This is a genomic window from Streptomyces sp. Xyl84 (assembly GCF_059731885.1).
This window is the reverse complement of sequence record NZ_AP029183.1, coordinates 427,354-450,699: the sequence shown is the minus strand read 5'-3', so window position 1 is coordinate 450,699 and position 23,346 is coordinate 427,354. Positions and strand designations below refer to the sequence as shown.

15 protein-coding genes and 1 pseudogene are annotated in these 23,346 nt (G+C 71.9%); 7 read left to right on the top strand and 9 right to left on the bottom strand.

From position 1 onward, the window contains the following. Positions 1 to 61: 61 nt before the first annotated feature. The 3 genes from AC6I72_RS33735 to AC6I72_RS33725 all read right to left on the bottom strand — a co-directional run bounded on the left by AC6I72_RS33735 (position 62) and on the right by AC6I72_RS33725 (position 4,118). Complete coding sequence (locus AC6I72_RS33735) at positions 62 to 571, bottom strand: hypothetical protein (RefSeq protein WP_498005260.1); 510 nt, start codon at positions 569 to 571, stop codon at positions 62 to 64. Positions 572 to 1,038: 467 nt separating this feature from the next. After that, on the bottom strand, positions 1,039 to 2,289 hold the full coding sequence (locus AC6I72_RS33730; protein WP_498006430.1) for an IS701 family transposase: 1,251 nt from the start codon (positions 2,287 to 2,289) through the stop codon (positions 1,039 to 1,041). A 353-nt stretch (positions 2,290 to 2,642) separates the two neighbouring features. After that, positions 2,643 to 4,118, bottom strand: coding sequence for a DHA2 family efflux MFS transporter permease subunit (locus AC6I72_RS33725; RefSeq protein WP_498005259.1), 1,476 nt, complete (start codon positions 4,116 to 4,118; stop codon positions 2,643 to 2,645). Positions 4,119 to 4,232: 114 nt separating this feature from the next. Here AC6I72_RS33725 and AC6I72_RS33720 point away from each other — a divergent pair, with 114 nt between their 5' ends. After that, the gene (locus AC6I72_RS33720; RefSeq protein WP_498005258.1) at positions 4,233 to 4,664 is read left to right on the top strand and encodes a MarR family winged helix-turn-helix transcriptional regulator; all 432 of its coding nucleotides are present in this window, start codon (positions 4,233 to 4,235) and stop codon (positions 4,662 to 4,664) included. A gap of 554 nt (positions 4,665 to 5,218) precedes the next feature. Next, positions 5,219 to 5,698: an ATP-binding protein gene (locus AC6I72_RS33715; RefSeq protein ID WP_498005257.1), complete on the top strand. Its 480-nt coding sequence runs from the start codon at positions 5,219 to 5,221 to the stop codon at positions 5,696 to 5,698. Between the two features lie 247 nt (positions 5,699 to 5,945). Here the strand turns inward: AC6I72_RS33715 and AC6I72_RS33710 are convergent, their stop codons facing one another. Together AC6I72_RS33710 and AC6I72_RS33705 are read right to left on the bottom strand one after the other, a co-directional pair. Continuing rightward, on the bottom strand, positions 5,946 to 8,399 hold the full coding sequence (locus tag AC6I72_RS33710) for a SpoIIE family protein phosphatase (RefSeq protein WP_498005256.1): 2,454 nt from the start codon (positions 8,397 to 8,399) through the stop codon (positions 5,946 to 5,948). Positions 8,400 to 8,436: 37 nt separating this feature from the next. Then, the gene (locus tag AC6I72_RS33705; RefSeq protein WP_498005255.1) at positions 8,437 to 12,711 is read right to left on the bottom strand and encodes a HAMP domain-containing protein; all 4,275 of its coding nucleotides are present in this window, start codon (positions 12,709 to 12,711) and stop codon (positions 8,437 to 8,439) included. A 612-nt stretch (positions 12,712 to 13,323) separates the two neighbouring features. Between AC6I72_RS33705 and AC6I72_RS33700 the strand changes: the two genes are divergently transcribed. After that, complete coding sequence (locus AC6I72_RS33700) at positions 13,324 to 14,412, top strand: hypothetical protein (RefSeq protein WP_498005254.1); 1,089 nt, start codon at positions 13,324 to 13,326, stop codon at positions 14,410 to 14,412. Positions 14,413 to 14,827: 415 nt separating this feature from the next. On the opposite strand, the gene AC6I72_RS33695 is transcribed toward AC6I72_RS33700, so the two are convergent. From AC6I72_RS33695 to AC6I72_RS33685, 3 genes are all read right to left on the bottom strand, one after another. Beyond that, positions 14,828 to 15,454, bottom strand: a complete 627-nt coding sequence (locus AC6I72_RS33695) for a hypothetical protein (protein WP_498005253.1) — start codon at positions 15,452 to 15,454, stop codon at positions 14,828 to 14,830. A gap of 209 nt (positions 15,455 to 15,663) precedes the next feature. Beyond that, a complete protein-coding gene (locus tag AC6I72_RS33690) occupies positions 15,664 to 16,476 on the bottom strand; it encodes an alpha/beta hydrolase (protein WP_498005252.1) in 813 nt (270 codons plus the stop codon). Positions 16,477 to 16,752: 276 nt separating this feature from the next. Beyond that, entirely contained in the window at positions 16,753 to 17,418 is a 666-nt protein-coding gene (locus AC6I72_RS33685) for a DUF4097 family beta strand repeat-containing protein (RefSeq protein ID WP_498005251.1), read from the bottom strand. Positions 17,419 to 17,650: 232 nt separating this feature from the next. Here AC6I72_RS33685 and AC6I72_RS33680 point away from each other — a divergent pair, with 232 nt between their 5' ends. Then, positions 17,651 to 18,388 (top strand): helix-turn-helix domain-containing protein, encoded by a 738-nt coding sequence (locus AC6I72_RS33680; RefSeq protein WP_498005250.1) that lies wholly within the window; start codon positions 17,651 to 17,653, stop codon positions 18,386 to 18,388. A gap of 395 nt (positions 18,389 to 18,783) precedes the next feature. On the opposite strand, the pseudogene AC6I72_RS33675 reads toward AC6I72_RS33680, so the two are convergent. Beyond that, positions 18,784 to 19,009, bottom strand: a pseudogene (locus AC6I72_RS33675) (hydrolase); the annotation flags it as partial. A gap of 283 nt (positions 19,010 to 19,292) precedes the next feature. On the opposite strand from AC6I72_RS33675, the gene AC6I72_RS33670 reads away from it, so the two are divergent. From AC6I72_RS33670 to grpE, 3 genes are read left to right on the top strand one after another with little or no spacing between them, the layout of a single operon-like run. Then, the gene (locus tag AC6I72_RS33670) at positions 19,293 to 20,921 is read left to right on the top strand and encodes an Hsp70 family protein (RefSeq protein ID WP_498005249.1); all 1,629 of its coding nucleotides are present in this window, start codon (positions 19,293 to 19,295) and stop codon (positions 20,919 to 20,921) included. A 34-nt stretch (positions 20,922 to 20,955) separates the two neighbouring features. Continuing rightward, positions 20,956 to 22,089 (top strand): tetratricopeptide repeat protein, encoded by a 1,134-nt coding sequence (locus tag AC6I72_RS33665; RefSeq protein ID WP_498005248.1) that lies wholly within the window; start codon positions 20,956 to 20,958, stop codon positions 22,087 to 22,089. Further along, positions 22,086 to 22,649, top strand: a complete 564-nt coding sequence (gene grpE / locus AC6I72_RS33660; RefSeq protein ID WP_498005247.1) for a nucleotide exchange factor GrpE — start codon at positions 22,086 to 22,088, stop codon at positions 22,647 to 22,649. The genes AC6I72_RS33665 and grpE overlap by 4 nt, the downstream gene beginning before the upstream one ends. Positions 22,650 to 23,346 lie beyond the last annotated feature (697 nt).

Below are 23,346 nucleotides of genomic sequence, written 5' to 3'. Positions count from 1 at the left end.
GGGAACGACCCTAACGACCGGGGCACCCCCGCACCCAGGGGCGTCGGGCCCGGCAGCCCGGTCAGGCCGTGATCCCCCGACGAGCGTCGACGGCGGACCGCCTGATCCTCTTCGTCCGCCCCTTCCGGGCGAGGACACCCAGGACGTCCCGGTCGGCGCTCACTTCGACCGCTCTGCGTTGCAGCCAGTCGGACCAACCGCCGACGAGATCGTCGACGGCCTCCGCCGGCACGCTGCCCCGCTCGAGCGATTCCAGGACCCCGAGTTCCCGCACCCGCTGCGCCGAGAAACCCCGCACAGCGGTCGGCAGAAGCCGTACCCAGTCCGCACGCTCCTCCTCCGGCACGCGTTCCAGTACGTCACCGACGACAGCGGACGCCACAGGACCGTCCGGTTCCAGGGCCACCGCCTCGAACAGCAGCGGCAACGCGGCGGGGGTGCCCGCCACCGCGTGGTAAAGGGACCAGCGGGCGTGTCCGTCGGCGCAGGAGGCATCGTCCCCGTACCGGCCGACGGCCCGGGCGAGCTGTTGCAGCACCTCGCCCAGAGCGGGGGAGGGTTCAGCGACCACGCGCCTCGGACCTTTCCACGGCGACTCGGACGTTCTCTCCGATCGTACGGGTGTCTTCGCCGGCCACGGTCCGCTGGTGCCCGGACGGTTCCGGGTCACCGGCCAGTGGCTCGCGGTTCCGGCCGACGCGGCCTCCCCCCGAGGTCCTCGACGCGGCCTCCCCTCGCCGCCCTGGCCGGGCGGCGGCCGCCGCCCGCATCGTCGCCACGAACGCAAGGCCGAACACTTCCGGGCCTTCACCGCCCGTGCCTCCAGCCCCCCGTCGTCCCGGTCCCGTCGGATGGGACGGGGCCGAAGGTGAGCATGCCCTCAGAAACGCCCTCTCGTACCTCGTCCGTTCAGTGTCACCTCTCTAGTAGGGCTTGGTCAGGTCCGTATCAGTGTGGGTATGTCGCGGTGGCAGGTGGGGCAGGCGCCGGCCCAGGTGGCGAGAAGGGTTTGGAGTTCTCGGACGACTTGGTAGAGGCTCAGGCCTGCGCCGCGTCTTTTGGGTTTCGTGCCAGTCGTTGCAGCGTGCAAAAGGCATGGGCGGCCGATACGAGGGTGACGTGGTGATGCCAGCCACCCCAGGTGCGGCCTTCGAAATGGGCCAGGCCCAGAGCCTGTTTCATCTCCCGGTAGTCGTGTTCGATGCGCCAGCGCAGCTTGACCAGCCGGACCAGGGTCGCCAGCGGCATGCCGGAGGGCAGGCTGGAGAGCCAGAACTGCACGGGTTCGGCTTCAGTGGCCGGCCATTCGGCCAGCAGCCAGCGTTCGGGCAGCTCAGGACCGTCGGTGGCCTGGCGGACACCGCGTCCGGCCGGGCGGATGCGCAGAGCCACGAACCGCGAGCAGATGCGTTTGAAGCCGCTGATTCCTTTGCCAGGGCGCGAGCCTTCTCGCCAGGACACCGGTCTCGCGGCCGTCCTGCCGGCCGCGATGACCAGGTCTTTGACGGTCTGCGCAGGCTCGGGATACTGCAACTGCGGTGGCCGGCCGGTGCCGGCGTAGGCGGGCTGGACGGGCCGGGCGTCGGCCGGGTGGGCGGTGTGACGGCAGGAAATGCCCACCGCGTAGGGCAGGTTGCGTTCTTCCAGGCCGTGGCGGAAGGCGGCGGCATCGCCGTATCCGGCGTCCGCGACGACCAGGGGAATGTCGATGCCCCACGACCTGCTCTCGTCGATCATGTCCAGGGCCAGCTGCCACTTCTCCACGTGCCCCACCTGGTCGGGGATGCCGCAGCGACTGCGGCGGGCGACCTTGACCGCATCGGCCTCCGGCGAGTCGGGATCCCACGAAGCGGGCAGGAACAGTCGCCGGTTCACCGCGGCCGAGGCGTGATCCCGGGCCAGGTGCAGCGACACCCCGACCTGGCATTTGGTGACCTTGCCCGCGGTGCCGGTGTACTGCCGCGACACACACGCCGAGGCGTCCCCGTCCTTCAAGAAGCCGGTGTCGTCGACGATCAATGCCTCCGGACCGATCGCCTCGGTCATCCGCCAGGCCAGCCGGGCCCGGACATGGGCCGGATCCCACGGGCTGGAGGTGATGAAGTGCGCCAGCGCCTGACGGTTGCCGTCCTCACCCAGACGTGCCGCCATCGGCTCCACCGACTTACGCCGGCCGTCCAAAAGCAGTCCCCGCACATACGCCTGCCCCCACCGCCGCTGATCCGCACGGAAGAACCCGTCGAACAACTCCGCCGCGAACGCCTCCAGATCCTCCCGGACCCCGGCCATCTCCTCAGGTGTCACACCATTCCAACGACGCTCGCGAGCAGTAGACACGCATGCACGAATGAAGATGACCAAGCCCTACTAGGCTCGCCGGCACCGGCCGGGGAAGGGGGAGGAAAGCGTGCGCGAGCAGCTCAGGGCCACGCAGGCGGGGACGACGCCCCGGGCCGCCGTCAGGCGTGAGACGCCGCCCCTCACCGGTATGGCCGCGCTTCAGCAGCGCGCGGGGAACGCGGCGGTGACCCGCTGGGTGCAGCGCGAGGCGGGCGGCCTGAACGAGCACTACGCCACGAGGCCCACGGAGCACCCCGAGTGGGGGCCGTACCAGGAACCGCGCAGCGGTGACTTCCGCTGCTTCACGTCTTCGGCTCCAGGGTGCGCGGGGCGGTGGAGGCCGCCGTCGCGGTGGTGCCGCGGGCGGCGGCGCGGGCGGGGCCGTCGGGGAGGGTGAAGGCGAAGACCGCCGTCGCCGCCGCGACGGCCGCCAGAGCGAGATAGGCGTGCTGGTAGGCGGGCAGCGGTGGTAGGGCGGAGGCCCCCGGCGATGTGCCGAGCACGAGGGCCGTGGTCACCGCTGCCGGGGCGAGCGCGCCGCCGGTCTGGCGCACGACGGTGTTCAGCATCGTGGCCTGGGCCAGGTCCGCGCGCTCGACGGTGGCCAGCGAGGCGATCGTGGTGGGGATGAAGAAGCACCCGATCGCGGCACCGAACAGGAACATCAGCCCGCGGAAGGTCCACAGACCGGTGTCCGATCCGCAGGCGGCGAAGAGCAGCAGCACGACGGTGACACCGGTCAGGCCGCAGCCGGCGATCACACGCGGACCGACCCTGGCGTACAGGACGCCGGCGAGCTGGACGGTCAGCAGCACTCCGAACGCCTCGGGGAAGGTGGTCAGGCCCGACTCCAGCGCCGTACGGCCCTGGGCCTGCTGGAGGAAGAGCGGACCCAGGTACAGCGCGCCCATGATGGGGATCAGGCCGATCAGGTTGATCAGGTTGGTGTCCCGGAACAGCCGGTCGGTGAACAGGCGCAGCCGCAACAGGGGCTGGGCCGTGCGCAGTTCCACGGCGACGGCGGCCGCCAGCAGGGCCGCGCCGGACGCGAGGGAGACGAGGACGGCGGGGGAGGCCCAGCCGCGCTCGGGTCCTTCGCACACACCGAACATCACGGTCCCCAGGCCGCCCGCGCTCAGCAGCAGCCCTGGCAGGTCGAAGCGGCCCGGCCGGCCGCCGCGGCCACCGGCCAGGAACAGTGCGCCGAACAGCAGGGCGGGCAGGCCCACCGGCAGGTTGACGTAGAAGACCCACCGCCAGGACAGGTGGTCCACGAGCAGCCCGCCCAGCACGGGGGCGGCGGCGGGGGCGATCTGCTGGGGGACGATCATGTAACGGGAGACGCGCAGCTGTTCGGCCGAGGTGAAGGTGCTGAACAGCAGTGCGGTGGAGGCCGGGAAGAGGAGCCCGGCCGAGAGCCCCTGCACGGCTCGGTAAGTGACGAGCTGACCGATCCCGAGCGCCGCCCCGCACAGCAGCGACGAGCCCAGGAAACCGGCCAGGGCGGTCAGCAGGACGCGTTTGCCGCCGAACCGCTCGACCAGCCACGCGGAGGCCGGTATGGCCATGGCCAGGCAGACGGGGTAGACCACGACCACGCCGTCCAGGGCGGCGGTGGTCAGCCGGAACTGACCGGCGATCGAGGGCAGGGCCACGGTGGTGATCGCTCCGTCGACGATCGCGACGAACGTCACGCTGACGCACACGATGGGGACGACCAGCCGCTGGCTGAGCCGGAACGGCCGGGCGGCGCGGGGCAGGGGGAGACGTCGTGGCATATGCTGAGCATACTCACTATGTGCTTGCTCAGGACACGGCTTTTCCCACGGTGCGGCAGTGGCCCCGCCCGGGACACGTGCGAGGGCGGCGCGGGACACGGGAGACTGGGCGGCATGGCAGTGCAAGGCAGCAGCGACGTCCTGGTCGACGAGCTGTACGAGACGACGTACCGGCTACGGCAGTTCGTGGAATCCCGGCTGCGGGAGAAGGGCGCCTCGGTGGCCCGGTTGCGCGCCCTGCGCATGCTGGCCCGGGCCCGGCAGCCGCTGCGCATGGGCGAACTGGGCGAGATGGCGGGCATCGCGGCCCGCACCGCCACCACGATCGTGGACAGCCTCGAACGCGACGGCCTGGTGCAGCGCATCCCCCACCCGCAGGACCGGCGGGCGCTGCTGGTCCGGCTCACCGAGGAAGGGCTCCGCTGCCATCGCGAGGCGGAGGAGATCGACCGCCTCGCCCTCGCCGAGGCGACCGCGGCCCTGGACGAGGACGACCGCGAGCACCTGCGGACCCTGCTCGCACGGATCCGCGCCCACACCTCCTAGGCGTATTGACCCGCGGGGTCGCAAGGCGGAGGGCCGTCCTCGTACCGGGCGTACGGGGATGATCCCGGCAAAGCGGCGAGCTTGCGTGCCGGACGCCGCGGGGCAGACTTCCGAAACCCTCCCTGGCGGCCGGCCGCTCGGCGGCGGAGGACCGGGAGGGGTACGCGACTTCTCGGCGACGCCGGGCACGCGGGAGGTCCCGGGTGCCGCGCCGTGCCGTGGCGCAGTGGCCGGCGGGGGAGGGCTGATCGACCTCCCCAGGTGGCGGCCCTTCCCCGTCCGGCTCCGCGCGTCTACCCGCGGGCGTCGTTCCCATGCCTGTCCGGCGGCAGGGTCTCGACGGCGGCGCGGGCGTGTGCGGTGACCGTCACCTCCTCCTCGGCCCCTCGGGAGGTGCTGGCACAGTGGCCCGTCGGCCCGGGATACTGCTCCCTGCGGCACTCCGTGATGCCCGTGTGCACCGAAGGCCGCGGAGGGACAGCGGAGCAGTGGGTGTCAACCTGATCGGCGTGGGTATGCGCGCGAGGGTGAACGTGGCAATGAAGGCGACGGCGATGGATGCAGGGCCCACGGGCGAGGACGGCGCCATGCCGGACGACTATGTGATACAGACCACTGTTGCTCTGGAGGGTGACGGCACCGACATCGCGCAGGCCCGCCATCTGGCCGCCGAGTTCCTCGGCCGGGTGCAGGCCGAGCACGGACTGCCTGTCTCCCGGCGTGCCATGGACCTCACGCAGCTGGTGGTCAGTGAGCTGGTCACCAACGCCCGCAAGTACGCGCCCGGACCGGCCCTGCTGGACCTGCGGATCACCGGGGGCATGGTCGAGATCTCGGTGTGGGACTCCGATCCGGTGCTGCCTGTCGCCCGGGCCGCGGACGCCGGCCGGGTGGGACAGCACGGCCTGGAGATCGTCATGGCCGTTGCCCAGGGCTTCGCGGTACAGCGCGAACCGGTCGGCAAACGCATCACCGCCCGCCTCGCCCTGGCCGACGACCCCGACGGCGCCATCACCGGCCGCCCGCCCCTGTAGGCCGGGTACGGCCGGGGACCCGTCCGGTCGCACCCAGGACCGACGCGTGCCGGTGAGGAGCCGCCGACGGGCCGGGGCCCCTGACCGCGTCTGCGGGAAGCAGCACTGACTCCCCGTCACCCGGTGAGGCGGCGACCGGGCGGATCACGGTCTGTTCGGCACGCCGGGCAGGGGCCTCCCCTCACCACCCGGGTACCGACGACGCAGGCGTCGTCACACCACCCGGGTGCCGACGACGCAGGTGTCGTCACACCACCCGGGTGCCGACGACGCAGGTGTCGTCGTCCGTGTCCGACTTGCTGTAGGTCAGCAGGCGGTCCAGCTGCTGGTCCAGCGTCCTGGGCGCCGTACGGGCCGTGGCCAGCAGGTGGGCCAGGGATTCCTCCACGGTCCGGTCCCGGCGTTCGATCAGTCCGTCGGTGTACATCAGCATGGTGTCCCCCGGCGCCAACTGCAGCTCCGCCTCCTCGTACACGGCGTCGGGCACCGCGCCCAGCAGCAGGCCCTTGATGAGGGGGAGCGGCGCGGCCTCCGACCCGCGGACCAGGACGGGCGGGAGGTGGCCCGCCCGCGCCCACCGCAGGGTGCGGCGGTCGCGGTCGTAGAGCGCGCAGACCGCGGTGGCGGTGACCGCGCCGGTGAGGTGGTGTGCCACGATGTTCAGCCACGACAGCAGCTGGCCCGGTCCCGCCCCGGTCACGGCGAGCCCGCGCAGGGCGTTGCGCAGCACCACCATGCTGGTGGCGGCCTCGATGCCGTGCCCGGCGACGTCGCCCACACAGAGCAGCACCAGCCCGGACGGCAGCACCACGGTGTCGTACCAGTCGCCGCCCACCAGGTGCTCGGTCTCCGCCGGCCGGTAGCGCACCGCGATCTCCAGACCGGACACCCGCAGCGGTGCCTGCGTCGGCGGCATGATGGCGTGCTGCAGTTGCAGGGTCAGCCGGTTGCGCTCCGTCGCCTGCTGCTCGGTGTGGGCGAGTTGGTCACGGGTTGCGGCGAGTGCGACCTCCGTCCAGTGCTGGGCGGAGATGTCCTGGTAGGCGCCCCGGACCGCGAACAGCCGGCCGTCGGTGTCCAGCACGGGTTCGGCGACGACCCGGATGTGCCGGGTCACGCCGTCGGGGCGCTGCAGGCGGAACGCCGCGGAGGACGGCCTGCGCTGGTGCAGCACCGTGCGCAGGAAACGGCCCAGGGGCACCGCGTCGTCGAAGTGCGCGTGCTCGGGCAGTTCCTCCAGGGGAACCGGCGTGCTGGACGGCGGCCGCCCGTACAGCTGGAACAGCTGGTCGTTCCAGGTGATCTCACCCGTGAGCAGGTTCTCCTCGAAGCCGCCGATGCGGCCCAGACGCTGGGCGTGCTGGAGGAGACTCGCCAGCCGTGCCGTCTCGTCCTCGATGCGCCACAGCAGCAGCACGCTGCTGCCGTGCCGGCTGATGCTGATGTCCGCGACCGTCGACAGCGGCACCTGGTCCACCAGCGAGGTCAGCTGCATGCGGCGTGCCCGGAACGGCTCGCCCGTGGCCCACACCCGCTCCACCCGCTGGAACAGCTCGCTCTTGCCGGCGGCCATGGGGTACGCCTCCAGCAGCAGCGCACCGTTGACCACCGCGCGGGGGCGGCCCGCCGGGTCCAGGAAGCGGCTGTTGACGTGCTGGATGCGGAAGTCGACCAGCTGCCCGGAGCCGTCGATGTGCGGGACCAGGACCAGGGCGGGGTCGTGCAGCCCGTCCGCCAGGTCCATCAGCTCGGCGGTGGGCGGCAGGATCCCCGGCTCGTGCCCCGCGTCCCGGCGCAGCGTGTACGTCTCCAGGGTGTGCGCGCACAGCTCGGCCAGGGCGTCCACCTGCCGGACGATCTGCGGCGGCTGGGGTGCGAGCGGTTCCGGCCAGGCGATCTCCAGCACGCCGTGGATGCGCCCGCCGGTGCCCGCGGGGACCGCGACCCGGCCGCCGTCCGGGTGCGCGTGCCGGCCGATGGTCGGCAGCCCGGTCGCGGAGAGCGAGGACAGCCACTGCCCGTCGCGCTCGGTCAGGCCGCGGCGTGCCACCGTCGCCACCTCCGGCGGGACGTACCGCCACCGGGTGGCCTCCGCCGGGGAGAACCCGGCGCTGCCGACGAGGGTCAGCGAGCCGTCGGCTCCCGCGGCCCACACGGCCACGGCGACCGCGCCCAGCGGACGCAGCGCGTGCTCCAGCAGGGAGTCGGCGACGGCCTGGGTGTCGTCGGCCGCCAGTGCCCCGCTCTCGGCCGCCCTGAGCCGTACGGCGGCGGTGTCGCGTTCGGCCGCGCCGCCGGCGGCGGCCAGGAAGGCGTCCGTGACCTCCGCCACGCGGTCGCGGGCGGCCTGGTTGATGACCTCGACCGCGAACTCCAGCGTCGTCATCTTGGCCTGTTCGGTCAGCTCGGCGAGTTGCCGGGCCGCCTGTGCCGGACCGCACCCCAGCCGCTCGACCAGGATGCCCTTGGCCATCTCGACCAGTGCCCGGCCCTCCGCCTCCGCCTGCGCGCTGAGGACTTCGCGGCGCAGCCGCTCCACCGTGGCGGCCAGCCTGCCGACCGGTGAGGCGGGTGAGGCGGGTGAGGCGCCGGCCAGGTCCGGCGGGACCGCGGCGCCGCCCGCCGCCGGCCAGGTGGGCGCGGCCGGCTCCGGGCGGGGCCCGGCGGCTCCCGGCCCGTGCGGCTTGTCGGTGGTGCTCACGTTGCGGAGGCTCCTCGGCCGAAGGGTGCTCGCTCGCTCATGCGGACAGCCAGCGTCGGACGCAGGCGATCAGGTCGTGGGCGTCCACGGGCTTGGTGACGTAGTCGCTCGCACCCGACGCCAGGGACTTCTCCCGGTCACCCGGCATCGCCTTCGCGGTGACGGCGATGATCGGCAGATCGGCGTACTGGGGCAGCTTGCGGATCTCCGCGGTGGCCGTGTAGCCGTCCATCTCCGGCATCATCACGTCCATCAGGACCAGCGCGATGCCGGGATTGCCGAGCAGCGTGTCGATGCCCTTGCGTCCGTTCTCCGCGTGCAGCACCCGGAAGCCGTACATCTCCAGGATCCCGCTGAGCGCGAACAGGTTGCGCGCGTCGTCGTCGACGACCAGGACGGTACGGCCCCGGAAGCGGTCGTCGACGGGCGGCGCGAGATCCTGCGGCTCCTCGGACCGCACCAGGGACAGCACATCCCCGGGCTCCTCGGCCGACAGGTGCAGGGCGATGCGTTCGCGCAGCTCGTCCAGGCCGGAGAGGAACTCCACGGATCCGTCGTCCCGGTGCCGGCGCAGCACCTCCTCCGAACCCGCGTCAGGACGGTGACCACCGTGGACGAGCACCGGCACACCCGTCAGCCCCGAGTCGCTGTGCAGCGCCATGAGGAACCGGTCGGCCTCGCCCTCGGGCATGTCGAGGTCCAGGACGACGCAGTGGCAGGGCCTGGCGGCCAGCGCGCCCGCCGCCTCCTGCGCCCCCACCGCGGTGATGACCTCCACCGCGGACAGCGCGGTGCCGTCGTCCGGGCTGTGCCGGGACAGGTCCGCGACCACGCTCTCGGCGACCAGGGTCAGCAGACCACGGGAGCGCTCCTCGACGACGAGCAGCCGGCGCGGATGCGGCCGGGCCGGGGCCGCCGGCTGCCCGGTCGCGGCCACCGGACCGGTGAGAGCGGCCGGCTCGTCCGTCGCCTGCTCGGCCGGGCGTCCGCCGCCGAGCAGCCGCTCGAAGTCGGGGCGGGCCACCGGCAGGAAGAGCGTGAAGGTGCTGCCCCGGCCCGGGACGCTGTCCACCACCACGGCGCCGCCCAGCAGATGGGCGATCTCGCGCGTGATGGACAGGCCCAGACCGGTGCCGCCGTACTTGCGGCTCGTGGTGCCGTCCGCCTGCTGGAAGGCACCGAAGATCGTCTCCAGGTGCTGCTCCGGAATGCCGATGCCGGTGTCCTTGACCCGGAAGGCGACGACGGCGCCGCCCCGCACGACCCCCGCGGGCACCTCGTCGTCCGCCGCGGACTCGATGGACAGCTCCACGCCGCCCTGCTCGGTGAACTTCACCGCGTTGGACAGCAGGTTGCGCAGGATCTGCCGCAGGCGGGAATCGTCGGTGAGCAGATCGGCGGGCGCGCCGGGCGCGGTGCTGACGTCGAACTCCAGGCCCTTCTGGGTGGTCATCGGCCGGAACGTGGCCTCCACGTACTCGATGAGCCGGTCCAGCGGCACCCGCTCCGGAGTGACGTCCATCTTGCCGGCCTCGACCTTCGACAGGTCGAGGATGTCGTTGATCAGCTGGAGCAGGTCGCTGCCGGCCGAGTGGATGATTCCCGCGTACTCGACCTGTTTCGGCGTGAGGTTGCGCGAGGGGTTCTGAGCCAGCAACTGGGCCAGGATGAGAAGACTGTTGAGCGGGGTGCGCAGCTCGTGGCTCATGTTCGCCAGGAACTCCGACTTGTACTTCGAGGCCAGCGACAACTGCTGGGCGCGGGCCTCCAGCTCCCGTCGCGCCTGCTCGATCTGCAGGTTCTTCGCCTCGATGTCACGGTTCTGGTCCGCGAGCAGCGACGCCTTGTCCTCCAGCTCGGCGTTGGAACGCTGCAACTCGTCCTGCTGGGCCTGCAACTCGGCCGAGCGGGCCTGCAGTTCGGCGGTGAGCCGCTGGGACTCCTCCAGCAGCTCGTCGGTGCGGGCGTTCGCCACGATCGTGTTGACGTTCACGCCGAGCGCCTCGCGCAGCTGTTCCAGGAAGTCCCGGTGGGTCGGCGTGAACGCGGTGACCGACGCCAGCTCGATGACGCCGAGGACCTGGTCCTCGAACAGGATCGGCAGCAGGACCAGTGCCCGGGGGACGGCCTGCCCCAGCCCGGAGGAGATGGTGACGTACCCGGGGGGCAGGTCCTCGACCGCGATGGTACGGCGACTGTGGGCGGCCTGACCGACCAGCGAGCGGCCGAAGGAGAAGCGGGTGGGCCGGAAGTCGTCCTCGGCCCTGCCGTAGGAGCCGACGAGCCGCAGCTCGGGACCGCGCTCCCCGTCCTCGGCGAGGTAGAAGGCACCGTACTGGGCCGACACCAGCGGTGTCAGCTCCTCCATGATCAACTCGGCGACCACCGGCAGCTCCCGGTGGCCCTGGAGCAGCGAGGAGATCCGCGCCACATTGGTCTTCAGCCAGTCCTGCTCCTGGTTGGCCCGGGTGGTCTCGCGCAACGACTCCACCATGGAGTTGATGTTGTCCTTGAGCTCGGCGACCTCGCCGGACGCCTCCACGGTGATCGACCGGGTCAGGTCGCCCTCGGCGACGGCGCTGGCCACCGCGCCGATCGCCCGCACCTGGCGGGTCAGGTTGCCGGCCAGCTCGTTGACGTTCTCCGTCAGGCGCTTCCAGGTGCCGGAGACGCCTTCCACCTCGGCCTGGCCGCCGAGGCGGCCCTCGGTGCCGACCTCGCGGGCGACGCGGGTGACCTCGTCGGCGAACGCGGACAGCTGGTCGACCATGGTGTTGATGGTCGTCTTCAGCTCCAGGATCTCGCCGCGCGCGTCGACGTCGATCTTCTTCGACAGGTCGCCCCGGGCCACCGCGGTCGTCACCAGCGCGATGTTGCGCACCTGACCGGTGAGGTTGTCGGCCATGGAGTTGACGTTGTCGGTGAGGTCCTTCCACGTGCCCGCCACGTTCGGCACATGGGCCTGGCCGCCCAGGCGGCCCTCGGTGCCGACCTCGCGGGCGACGCGGGTGACCTGTTCGGCGAACGCGGAGAGCGTGTCGACCATGGTGTTGATCACGTCGGCAAGGGCCGCGATCTCGCCCTCGGCCTCCACCGTGATCTTGCGGGAGAGGTCGCCGCGGGCCACGGCGGTGGCGACCTGGGCGATGGAGCGGACCTGACCGGTCAGGTTGGACGCCATCACGTTGACGTTGTCGGTGAGGTCCTTCCACGTGCCGGAGACACCCTTGACGTCGGCCTGGCCGCCGAGGCGGCCCTCGGTGCCGACCTCGCGGGCGACGCGGGTGACCTCGTCGGCGAACGCGGACAACTGGTCGACCATCGTGTTCATGGTGGTCTTCAGCTCCAGGATCTCGCCCCGGGCATCGACCGTGATCTTCTGCGAGAGGTCGCCCTTGGCGACGGCGGTCGCCACATGGGCGACGTTGCGGACCTGGTTGGTGAGATTGCCCGCCATCGAGTTCACGGAGTCGGTCAGGTCCCGCCAAGTGCCCTTGACGCCCTTGACGTCGGCCTGGCCGCCGAGACGTCCCTCGGTGCCGACCTCGCGGGCGACGCGGGTGACCTCGTCGGCGAACGCCGACAACTGGTCGACCATCGTGTTGATGGTGCTCTTCAGTTCGAGGATCTCGCCGCGGGCGTCCACGGTGATCTTCTGCGAGAGGTCGCCCTTGGCCACCGCCGTGGTCACCTGAGCGACGTTGCGGACCTGACTGGTCAGGTTGCCCGCCATGAAGTTCACGGAGTCGGTCAGGTCCCGCCACACGCCGGCGACACCGGGCATCTTGGCCTGGCCGCCGAGGCGGCCCTCGGTGCCGACCTCGCGGGCGACGCGGGTGACCTCGTCGGCGAACGCCGACAGCTGGTCGACCATCGTGTTGACGGTGTTCTTCAGCTGGAGGATCTCGCCACGCGCCGGAACGTCGATCTTCTGCGACAGGTCGCCCTTGGCGACCGCGGTCGCCACCTGGGCGATGTCACGGACCTGCGTGGTCAGGTTGCCCGCCATGGCATTGACGGAATCCGTGAGCACGGCCCAGGTCCCGGACACCCCGGGCACCTCCGCCTGCCCGCCCAGCGTCCCCTCGGTACCCACCTCCCGGGCCACCCGGGTGACCTCGGAGGTGAACACGGACAGCTGGTCGACCATGCCGTTGAACACGGTCGCGATGTCACCCATGAGACCGGCGGCGTCCTCCGGCAGCCGCGTGCCGAAGTCACCGTCCCGTACGGCCGTCAGACCGGCCAGCAGCTGCCGCAGCTCCCGTGCGTCCGGCACGGCCTCGACGGCCCTGGTCCCCTCGCTGGTCATGCGTAACCTCGTCCCGCTCGTCCCTGCCCGAACTCCCCCTGACCACGCATGCAGGGACCACCCACGTGAAGCCCCCCGAGAGGCGCGCAGCCACGCGATGCCCGTTCAGCAGAAGGGCCGCCCCCCGAGTCGCGGACACTCCGCATGACGTGACGGCTTCGCGGACCGGCACACGGGTGCCGCCGCGAAGCCCGGGCTTCCGCTGCCTGAAAGACCCGGTGCTGCTCTGTGAGAGCAACGCGACTCCGTAGCTTAGTCCAGAGCCCGGAGCACTCGACCGGCCCAGCACCCCGGGGCCGCCCTCTCCGGCCCCTGGCGCGGACCGGCCAGGCAGACCAAAGGGCCTTGGAAGGCGGCCCGGCGGTCTCCCTCCGCCCGGAGTCGCTGGAGGATCAGGAGACGTCCGGGCCGCTCACGCCGCCCTCTGCGGGGAGGAGTACGAGCCCCGCACCGCCGGCGGCCTCGGGCCGTCGCCCGCGTACCCTCCCGCACCGCCGCGAGCGGGCCGCTGCCGGCCGGCGAATGCGTAACATTCGCGCCTCTTGCGCCGCCGGAGCTGACCAGCAGCGCCGTTTCGCCCTCTTCCCGGGTGACCGAACTACTGGAGGCACGATGAACTGGTCCAGGGCCCTGGCCGTCACGGCGGGGTGGCTCGTGCTGTGCGGGTGCGCCACCGCGGGGAGCGCGGCCGGAGCGGCGCACACCACGGCCGCCTCCGCGCCCGCCGTGCACAAGACCGCGTCCGCCACCCCCGGGAGCACCAGCGGCAAGCCCAGCCTGATCCTCAACGGCCACACCGATGCCCGCCCCGGGCAACTGGTCCACATGATGCTCTACGGCGTCAGCCGTGCCCAGGGCGGCGACGCGGTGACCGCCCGGTCGCCCGCGCTGGGCGGGACGGCACGGCTGGCATGGGAGGGCGACCACTACTGGGCCCTGGCGGCCCTCAAGATGACGGACGAGCCCGGCTGGTATCCGCTGACGGTCGCCGTCCACGGCCGTACCGTGGCCCACGACAGGATCCAGGTCGTACGCTCCCGGCGGCCCTCCTTCAGTCTGCCGGCGTCGCACCACGTGGCCCGCCCCGGGGAGACGGTGTGGGCGGGTTTCGACGACCTGTACCCCGGTGAGCGGGGCACCGGCTTCACCGTGCGGTCCGCGGCCCTGCCCGGGCCCGTGCGACTCGTCCACGACGAGACCACGGACTTCTACAACCCACGGGCCTTCTCCGCGCAGTTGCAGCTCAAGCCCGTCCTGGCGGACGGCACGTACACCTTCGGACTGTACGGCCCGCACGGCCGCCGCATCGCCGAGAAGCGCCTGAAGGTCCGCGCGTCCCGCCCCGGCGACCGCGACTACCTTGGCAAGGCGTACGGGCCGGACTTCTACGACCCGGCCCAGGGCTACTCGGGCGGCACCCACCGGTTCCGGGTCCGCGTCGGGCATCAGGTCGCGGTCATGTGGCACGACGAGTACCCGGACCCGGGCGAGCAGACGCGGCTGACCGCCACCTCCCCGGCGTTCACCGGGGCGCTGCGCCTTCGCTACGACGACAGCAAGGCCGCCGACGGCGACGACCCGCGCTTCTTCGGCACGGCCACCATCCGTTCCGGCCTCGCGCCGGGCCGCTACCCCGTGACGGTCGTCGCCCATCACGGCCGGGTGAAGAAGACGCGGTACGTGACGGTGACGGCGCGGTAGGCCCGCCTCGACCGGGTGCCTCGGCTCCGGGCGGCGGCCGGGCGCCCGGGGGCGCTCGGGAAGGCGCCCGGACATCGGCCCGCCCCGCGGTGGCCGGGCCGGGGGTGCGGGCCGGCCGTCAGACGGTCGTCGACTCCTGGAGCCGGCGGCCGGCCCGGTCCGGCAGCCCCCGGGCGAGCGGCCCGACGTCCGGGACGAGCCTCGTCCGCTGCCGCCCGCCGCGATCCCGCCGCCCGACGACGCGTGGCCATCGGCCGGCGAACGAGACCGTCCGTCACAACGCCTCGGACCACTCCCCGCGGCCGCTGCCGCACGGTCTCCACTGACGAGCCGGCCGCCGTCCTCGCGGGCCGACACCGATGCGGGGAACCAGTCGGTCGCGTGCCTCGGCGACCGCGGAGTTCCCGTACGCCGCTCAGCGACGCGGTGAAAGCCGGCGACGGTCCGTGCCTTCGGCCGCCGCGATGACGCGGTCGGTCAGGTTCGCCCAGGGGCGCGGAGCGATGACCGGCACGCGGGCGGCCCGTGCCTGCGCGGCGAGCCATCGGCCGTACAGCACGCTGACGCGTGCGCGATGGCGCTGCGGTCCGGTCTCCGGCTCCCGGCAGAGGTAGTTGGCCGCCACCTGTGCCTCGTCGTCCTCGTGGAGGAAGACGGTACGGACGGGCCCTCCGGGGGAGGCCGGAACGGGCAGGACGTAGTCGCCCTCCAGGACCACCGGCGTGCCGGTGTCCACATGGTTGGCCGTCACGGCCGCGACCGCCGGGGCCAGCGTCCGGGCGATCGCGATCTGCTGTTCGACCACCGACTCGGGCGCCTGGTGGGCGGCGTCCGGGTGCGTGCGCCAGAAGTGGACCTCCGGCAGGTGCCTGGGCAGGGTCACCGCGAGGAGGGCCTCCACGATGTCGTCGACCTCCACGAGGGGGATGCCGTATCGCCGCGCCAAGGCCCGGCCCACACCGGTCTTCCCCATCCCCGACGCGCCCCCGACGACGAGCACGCGCCACCCGGGAAGACCTCCCGCCCCCTCAGTACCGTTCATGCGGGCAGAGTAACCGCCGGTCGGCGGCCCGACGACGGTGCGGGGCCCGGACCGGGCTCACGCGGGGGAAGCGCCGTTCGGGGCCCGCTCCGCGCCTCGGCCGGACGGTGCCGGCGGACCGTGCGGACGCCCGGGACGTTCCACCTTCGCGCCGCGACGGGACCCGCGGACTTCCCGCACCGACGCTGGGGACTCCCGCGAGTAGGTCCTCAGCGCCGGCCGCCGCCGAGGCCGACCTCCCGGACGGCCTCCGCGACGGCACGGAAGTCCTTCTTGAGGATCGCGCCGTGGTTGCTGGGCACCTTGGTGCTCTGGATGTGCGCGTTGCGGGAGGTCACCGCGGCGAGGCTGGTGCGGATCCGTTCCTGCTCGTCGCCCCGGCTGCCGAAGGACGTCCCCGACGCGACGACGTAGCGCACCGGGACGGTGATGCCGTCCAGCACGGGACCGAGTTCGCGCTCGCGGGAGAGTCTGCCGAGTTCGATGTTGCTGTCGGCCTGCTCGGCGGGCGTCATCCGCGGCGTGAGCCCCGTCGGGCGCAGCAGCGGGGTGAACCAGCCCATCCGCTTGAACAGCTTGCGGATGCGCTGCTCCATCGCGTCGTCGAGCCAGTCGTAGGGGTACGCGCCGTCGACCAGGACCGCGCCCAGGGCGCGGTCGGGGTTGCGGTGGGCCCAGTGCGCGGCGACCAGGGCTCCGTAGGACCAGCCCACCACCACGGCCCGGTCCACGTCGCGGGCCAGGAGGACGGCGTCGACGTCGCGGACGGCGGCCTCGAAGGAGTAGTCCGCGGAGCGGCCCGACTTCCTGCCGCGGGCCCGCTCGTCGAAGGTGATGTGGCGCCACTCGCCGCCCAGTTCGGCGAGGACCCGCCGCCAGTACCCCTGGGTGGCGAACTGGCCGTTGAGGTAGATGACCGGGACGCCGTGGCCGCCGGTGTCGGTGACGGCCAGGGCCGTGTCGTCGACCTGCACCATCCCGGTCCACTGCGAGACGGACGAGGGCGCGTTGCTGTTCGTCATCGGGATTCCCCCTGGTTGGGTGAGACGTTGCACGACTGGCTCGGGACGGCCGGTCGAAGTGGCAGGCGACGAGCCCGGGAACCGGCCGGACGTCCCGTGCTGCCGCTGTTCCAGAGCTGCGGACGAAAGGGGAGTGCGATCGGCTCGCGGCGTCGCGCGTGTGCGATCACAAGGCGCCGGAGGGGCCTTGTGACGGAGCTGTCAGGGCCTTCCGGTCACGCCGCGAGCGTGCGCGCCGGGCGTCGTGAGCCGCTGCGCCCCTTGTGTTCCCAGCTCTCACAGGCTGCGGGCGGTGATGTCGCCGCGGGAGGTGGTGGCGCGGATGTCGAGCGTGGTGGTGCCGTCGTTCTTGAGGGCATTGCTGACGCGGCCGTAGGAGGTGCCGGCGTCCAGGGCGGACGAGACGCCGGCGGCGGCGGCGACCGAGATGCTTCCGTCCTGGGTGCTCAGCTCGACCTTGCCGCCCAGGGCCTCGGCGATCCGGATGTCCCCCCGCGCGGTGCTGATCCGCGCGGCACCTCCCAGCCGTCCGATCTCGACGTCGCCGTCGACCGCGGTGAGGCGCACGCTCGCGGCCTCGTCGATCTTGGCCTGCCGGTACGCCCCCTCGAAGACGACGTCGCCCAGCCGGCCGACACCGCGCAGCTCGCAGGAGGCGGTCCTGGCCTCGACGGCCGATCCGGCGGGCAGTCGGACGGTGACCTCGACGGCTCCGGAGGGGCCGAAGTACTGGTTCCCGGGCTCGGGAACGCGGATCCGCAGGACGCCGTCGGCGCATTCGACGGTGGTCTGCTCGGCGGTCTTCACGTCACGGTCCTTGGCGGGGTCGGCCGGGCGGACCTCGACGGTGGTGTCGGCGCGGTCGGCGGCGATGACCTGGATACGTCCGGCGGGGACGTCCAGGACGGCGGTGACCGGGGCGGGAGTGGCGAACTGCTGCATCGTTCTTTCCTTCGGATCGGCGTTTCTTACGTGGGAAACACTACGTTGCGTTCATGAGAGCGGCAATGAGCGTGTTGCGAGGAAGGCGCATAAGCGCAGGTCATTCACCCAGTATCGTTGCGATGACCCTCGCGATTAACGCAACGCTGGCTCGCCGGTCGTTGCAATGAACTGGTGGTGAACGCTAAGCTGAGCACCCCACGAGCCATCAGGAAGCAAGCAGGAGGCCGCGATGCCGGGAGGCAGGCTCACCCAGTCCGAACGTCAGCGGATCGCGCTGGGCCTGGCCGACGGCCTCGCCTACGCGGAAATCGCCAGACGCCTGGAACGGCCCACCTCGACGATCACGCGCGAGGTGATGCGCAACGGCGGTCCCCTCGCCTACCGCGCCGACCTGGCCCACCGTGCCACCGAACGCCGCGCCCACCGCCGCAGGCAGGCCGCGCCCCGCGACGCGTCGGCGCCCCCGCAGCCCCACGGGCGCGACCCCGAGGCGGTGCGTGAGTACGAGGAGACGCTCACCACCGTCTTCATCGCCTCGGGCACGCCCAGGATGATGGCACGGGTCATGGCCTGTCTGTGCGTCAGCGACACCGGCAGCCTCACCGCCGCCGAACTGGTCCAGCGCCTCCAGGTGAGCCCGGCATCCGTCTCCAAGGCGATCGCGTTCCTGGAGAGCCAGGACCTCGTCCGCCGTGAACGCGACGAGCGCCGTCGCGAGCGGTACACCATCGACGACGACGTCTGGTACCAGTCGATGATGGCCAGCGTCCGCTCCACCGCCCGCGTCGCCGAGACCGCACGCCAGGGCGTCGCCGTCCTCGTGCCCGGCACCCCGTCCGCCGTCCGCATGGAGAACATCGCCCGCTTCCTCGACTACGTCTCCGAAAGCCTCGCCCGCGCCGCGGACCAGGCCCGCGACATCCTCCACACCAAACCCGCCACGACGTCGAACGCCGCCCAGCCGTGAGCCGAAGACCGCCGGGAACCGGTGGCACCTCGGCCGGGAGGGCGGCGGGGCCGTGAGGCCGCCCGGGCCCCCGCGCACAGGGGGCAGGACCGCGGGGGCTCGACGACTGGCCGAAGCCGGTGTCACCGTGCCGCGGACCAGGGACGAACGAGACGGACACGGGGTCCGAGGCCGCCGCCTCGCGGGCCCCGAGGGGGCTAAGAGCTGCGAACAATAGGGGAGTCCGATCAGCTCGCGGCGTCCGGTGCGTGCGATCGCAAGGCGCCGGAAGGCCCTGGTAGCGGAGCTACCAGGGCCTTCCGGCAACGCCGCGAGCGTGCGTACCGGGCGTCGCGAGCCGGGCGCCCCTATTGTTCGCAGCTCTAAGGCGGGCGGCCCGCGGGCGACCGTACCGGTCATCCCGTGAACGCCCGCGCGAACGCGCCTTGTTCCTGCGTCACCTCCGCTGCAGTCGGTCGCGGCGTCGTCCCCGTCCCGATCCCTCTTCGCGCACTGCCGGTCCCGGCACGCGGGCCACATCGACACCCAGACGATCTCCCTCTCCTCGGCGAAGGACCGCACCCGTGCCGCGTCGGCCAGGGTGAAGGTCTCACCGGCGATGTCGTTGACGCCGATCATGGAGGGGCGTTCGCAGGCGATCGAACGGCTGCAGAAGCAGTTGTGCGGATGGGTGGAGGACGTGGCGGCGCGGCGCAGGCCGAGAGCGCTTCCGTGACGCGGGTCGACGGCGTGCCGCGGACGCGGGCCGGAGAGTCTGCCGGAGCCGTCCGTCCGCCTCGCCCGGCTGCCTGACGGCGCGGACCGGAACCCCGAAAGAGCTTCATCGCTGAAAGCATGTCAACTGTGCCTGGAATGGGCATGATTGCTGCTGTCGGCAGTTCCGCGTGCAGAGGGGGAGACAGCGGTGACACGTGTGGTGGGCATAGACCTCGGGACGACGTACTGCGCCGTGGCGGTCGCCGACCGGGCGGGAAGCCCGTCCATCGTCCGCAACCGGGAGGGCGAGAACATCACACCGTCCGTGGTGATGTTCCAGGGCGACACCGTGGTCGTCGGCTCGCAGGCGAAGCGGTCCGCGGCCACGGCCCCCGACCACGTGGTGCAGTTCGTCAAGCGCTACATGGGGGAGACCAACCCCGTCTACCACTCGGAGTCGGGCACGCCGTACCGTCCCGAGGAGATCTCCGCTCTGCTGCTCAAACGCCTGAAGGAAGACGCCGAGATCATGCTGGGCGAGCCCGTCGAGCGGGCGGTGATCACCGTACCGGCGTACTTCGACGACGTCCGGCGCAAGGCGACACAGGATGCCGGACGGCTCGCCGGGCTGGAGGTGCTGCGTATCGTCAACGAGCCCACCGCCGCCGCGCTCGCCTACGGCCTCGACCGGTCCTTCGCCGACGGGGAGGAGGACGGGGAGGACGAAGAGGGCGGCGCGCGCATCGGCACCGTACTCGTCTACGACCTCGGCGGCGGCACCTTCGACGTCACCGTCATGCGGGTCGAGGACGGCGATTACACGGTGATCGCCACCGACGGGGACCGCAACCTCGGCGGATTCGACTGGGACGGCGCGCTGATGAACCACCTCAACGGCGCGTTCAAGGCCTCGGGCGGCCCCGACCTCACCGAGGACAGCGGTCTGCAGGCCGAACTGCGGGACAAGGCGGAGATCGCCAAACGGACCCTCTCCCACGCCCCGCAGGCCGTCGTGATGCTCTCCGCCGGCGGCCGCCACGAGCAGATACGGGTGACCCGCGAGAAGTTCGAGGAGATCACCGCCGAACTCCTCGACCGCACCCGCATCATCACCGAGGGCGTACTGGCGGAGGCGAGGCTCGGCTGGGACGGCATCGACCGGCTCCTGCTGGTCGGCGGCTCCACCCGGATGCCCATGGTGCAGGAACTGGTCCGGCACCTCTCCGGCAAGGAGCCGGAGCGCGGCATCTCCCAGGACGAGGTGGTCGCGCTCGGCGCCGCGCTGGTCGGGCTGGACGCCGCGGTGCGCGCCGAGGAGGCGGCGGAGAAACGGAAGTACGTCGGCAGCGGGGCGAGCGTCGAGTCCTCCCCCGGCGACGGCCTGGCCCGCCTCACCCAGGGGAAGGTGAGGTCCATCAAAGACGTCACCTCTCAGTCCCTCGGCATGGTCGCGACCGACCTGGACAACCACGACCGCCAGTACAACGCGGTGATCATCCCGCACAACACGCCCGTACCCACGAAGAAGAGCGACACCTTCTACACGCTCTTCGACCGGCAGCGGCGGCTGCGGGTCCAGGTGACGGAGGGGGACGACGAAGACCTGGCCTATGTGAAGAAGGTCGGGGAGGGCGACATCGAGATCCCGCGATATCCGAAGGGGGCGCCCTTCGAGGTGTTCTACTCCTATGACGTCGACGGCATCATCCACGTCGAGGTGAAAGACGGCACCACCGGCAAGTGGCTCGGCGAGTTCGAGCTCGAGCGCCCCGACAACCTGAGCCCGGACGAACTGACCGAACTGGGTGACCGCGTCGCCCGCGTCCCGACTCTCTAGGTCCGGTCCGCCCCTCCAGCCGGAGCCGACAACGATGACGCCAGAGGACATACCCGACTACTACGCCGAGTTCGGCATCGACCCCTCCGCGACCGCCGACCAGGTCTCCGGACAGCTCGACCGGGCCTTCCGTACCTGGTCGAGCCGGGCCAGCCGGGCCCCCGACGCCAAGAAGCGGCGAGAGGCCGAGGACAAGGTCGAGCTGATCTCCGAGGCACGCAAGGAACTGCTCGACCGCGCCCGGCGCAAGGTGTACGACCGCCGGCTCCACCAGACGCGGCGCCTGGTCGATTCCGGCCCCGGGCCGCAGCCTCACCGCCAGCCGCAGCCGGGCCGGCAGGTTCGGGACTGGGTGGGCCACGCTCGCAGACTGATGAGCGAGGGCGACAACGAGGGCGCCCTGTACGAGCTGCGGCAGGCTGTGCACCATGACGAGGCCAACGGGGCGGCCTGGCGGCTGCTCGGTTCCCTGCACGCCGGCCAAGGACAGCTCACCGACGCGGTGCAGGAGTTCCGGCGGGCCCTCGCGCTGTCTCCCGGCGACGCGCTCCTCCACGTCCTGATCGCCCGGGTCTACGAGCGGATCGGTGACCCGGTGACCGCCGCCGACTGGTATCTCGCGGCGGTCCGGCTCGCGCCCCACCAGATCGACCACCGGGTCGCCGCGGCCAAGAACCTCCACGAGGCCGGACGTCACGACGAGGCCCTCAGCAACTACGAGCGGGTCCTTGTGGAACGGCCCGGCCACGCGGTCGTCCGCAACGAGATCGGCAGGATCTGGGCGCTGCGCGCCGAGGAATCGATGTCCTGGCACCCGGACAGGCAGCGGTACGTCGTCGCTTCGGAGACCGGCGCCTCCATGGTCACGCACTGTGTGGAGCAGGCACTGGCCGTCGGTATCACGGACGATGAGCTGCGTGACCTCCTGAACGGCTACCGGGAGGAAGCGAGCAGGGCACGCACCAGGACCTGGCGCTGGTACAAGAGCATGGCCTGGGTCATGGCCGGCTGCTTCGCGCTCATGTTCGTGGTGCCGCCGGAGTTCGGTCTGCCGGCCCTCGCCGGACTCCTCGGGCTGCCGATCGCGATGGGCGTCAAACCGCGTTGGCGGCACAACTACAACGACCTGCCCCCCGACCAGAAGCCGCAGACCGGGAGAGCTTCATGACCACTCCGCCCCCCGTGCCGCAACCGGAAGAGCCGCCGGGCCCCCAGCCCGCGGAACCGTCCCGGCCGCCGCAGAGCCCACCGCCCGCCCCGGCGGCGGACCCGTTCGCCGTGGTGGCCGATGCGGTCGACGGCATGCGCGAGGAACTCGCCGCACTCGGTGACCAGTTCCGCCGGCGGCTGCTCAACGACCGGGAGACCCGTCGCAGCATCGACGCTCTGCTCGCCGACCTCGACCACACGCGCAAGGCCGCCGAGGGACGCGTCCTGCAGCCGCTGCTCTACGACCTCGTACTCCTCGTCGACCGGGTAGAGCGGCAGGACGACGCCTTCGCCGGCTCCGTCGCCGCCGAACTGCTGGCTGTCCTGGAGAAGTACGGCATGACCCGGATCCCCGTCACCCCTGGCCCGTTCGACCCCGACACGCAGGAGGCCGTCGGAGTGATCCCCGCGCTCTCCCCGGAACAGAGCGGCTATGTCGCCGAAGTGGTGCGGCACGGCTACCGCTTGGAGGAGCGCATCGTGCGGCCGCAGCAGGTCCGTGTCTACACCGACCGCTGAGGGGCAGCGGAATCCGCCAGGACGATTCTGACACCTGTTTCCCCGGCCTTCCCCGGCTTTCCCCGGCTCGGCGGCCGGCGTCAGCCCGGCCCTCGTGGCCGCCGACGGGCGGGACCGGACGACACGTCACCACGCCGGTGAAGGCAGTGCCGGTCGCGCGGCCTCGTTGACCAGGGACCTTTGGCCTTCGGCCGCCTTGGCCTGCCGAACGGTCGACGATCCGTCCCGGGCACCGATGAATGCGCACGGGCAGGAGCGGGTGCGACGGACCGAAGCAACCGCCCTTGGGCTGAACGCCGGGCGAGATCCACGCCGGTGCCGCTCGGTGGGGAGCGGGCCGCTTCCGCCCAGCGTGGATGGCTGGACGGAAGCGGGGCGGTCCCCTTCGGGGGTTCTTCAGCACAAGGGGCCCGCGCGGCCTCCCAGACCGGAAGGTGCGACGCCGGGGCGTCACTCCCATAGTGCGCTCTCCGGCTCCACCCGCACCGCGAAGGACGAGTTCACCCCCAAAAGTGTTCATTCAGGCGTCATTTGGTGTCGGTGTGGGCCGGCATCGACGTGCTGCGGCACCTGCCTGCGCCGGGGTGACGGCAGAGGCCATTGTTCCGCAACTTCATGATCACGTTGAGTGATGCGAGGGGGAGCACCATGCTGTGGTCCAGCTTTCCCGGCGGCGCTTCAGCACCGCCGCCAGGAG

Bases quoted from the DNA above. Each gene is read 5' to 3' on its own strand.
- grpE (WP_498005247.1), top strand. From the start codon at position 22,086: ATGACCACTCCGCCCCCCGTGCCGCAACCGGAAGAGCCGCCGGGCCCC.
- AC6I72_RS33730 (WP_498006430.1), bottom strand. From the start codon at position 2,289: ATGGCCGGGGTCCGGGAGGATCTGGAGGCGTTCGCGGCGGAGTTGTTC.
- AC6I72_RS33700 (WP_498005254.1), top strand. From the start codon at position 13,324: ATGAACTGGTCCAGGGCCCTGGCCGTCACGGCGGGGTGGCTCGTGCTG.
- AC6I72_RS33665 (WP_498005248.1), top strand. From the start codon at position 20,956: ATGACGCCAGAGGACATACCCGACTACTACGCCGAGTTCGGCATCGAC.
- AC6I72_RS33695 (WP_498005253.1), bottom strand. From the start codon at position 15,454: ATGAACGGTACTGAGGGGGCGGGAGGTCTTCCCGGGTGGCGCGTGCTC.
- AC6I72_RS33715 (WP_498005257.1), top strand. From the start codon at position 5,219: ATGGATGCAGGGCCCACGGGCGAGGACGGCGCCATGCCGGACGACTAT.
- AC6I72_RS33690 (WP_498005252.1), bottom strand. From the start codon at position 16,476: ATGACGAACAGCAACGCGCCCTCGTCCGTCTCGCAGTGGACCGGGATG.
- AC6I72_RS33680 (WP_498005250.1), top strand. From the start codon at position 17,651: ATGCCGGGAGGCAGGCTCACCCAGTCCGAACGTCAGCGGATCGCGCTG.
- AC6I72_RS33685 (WP_498005251.1), bottom strand. From the start codon at position 17,418: ATGCAGCAGTTCGCCACTCCCGCCCCGGTCACCGCCGTCCTGGACGTC.
- AC6I72_RS33720 (WP_498005258.1), top strand. From the start codon at position 4,233: ATGGCAGTGCAAGGCAGCAGCGACGTCCTGGTCGACGAGCTGTACGAG.
- AC6I72_RS33705 (WP_498005255.1), bottom strand. From the start codon at position 12,711: ATGACCAGCGAGGGGACCAGGGCCGTCGAGGCCGTGCCGGACGCACGG.
- AC6I72_RS33725 (WP_498005259.1), bottom strand. From the start codon at position 4,118: ATGCCACGACGTCTCCCCCTGCCCCGCGCCGCCCGGCCGTTCCGGCTC.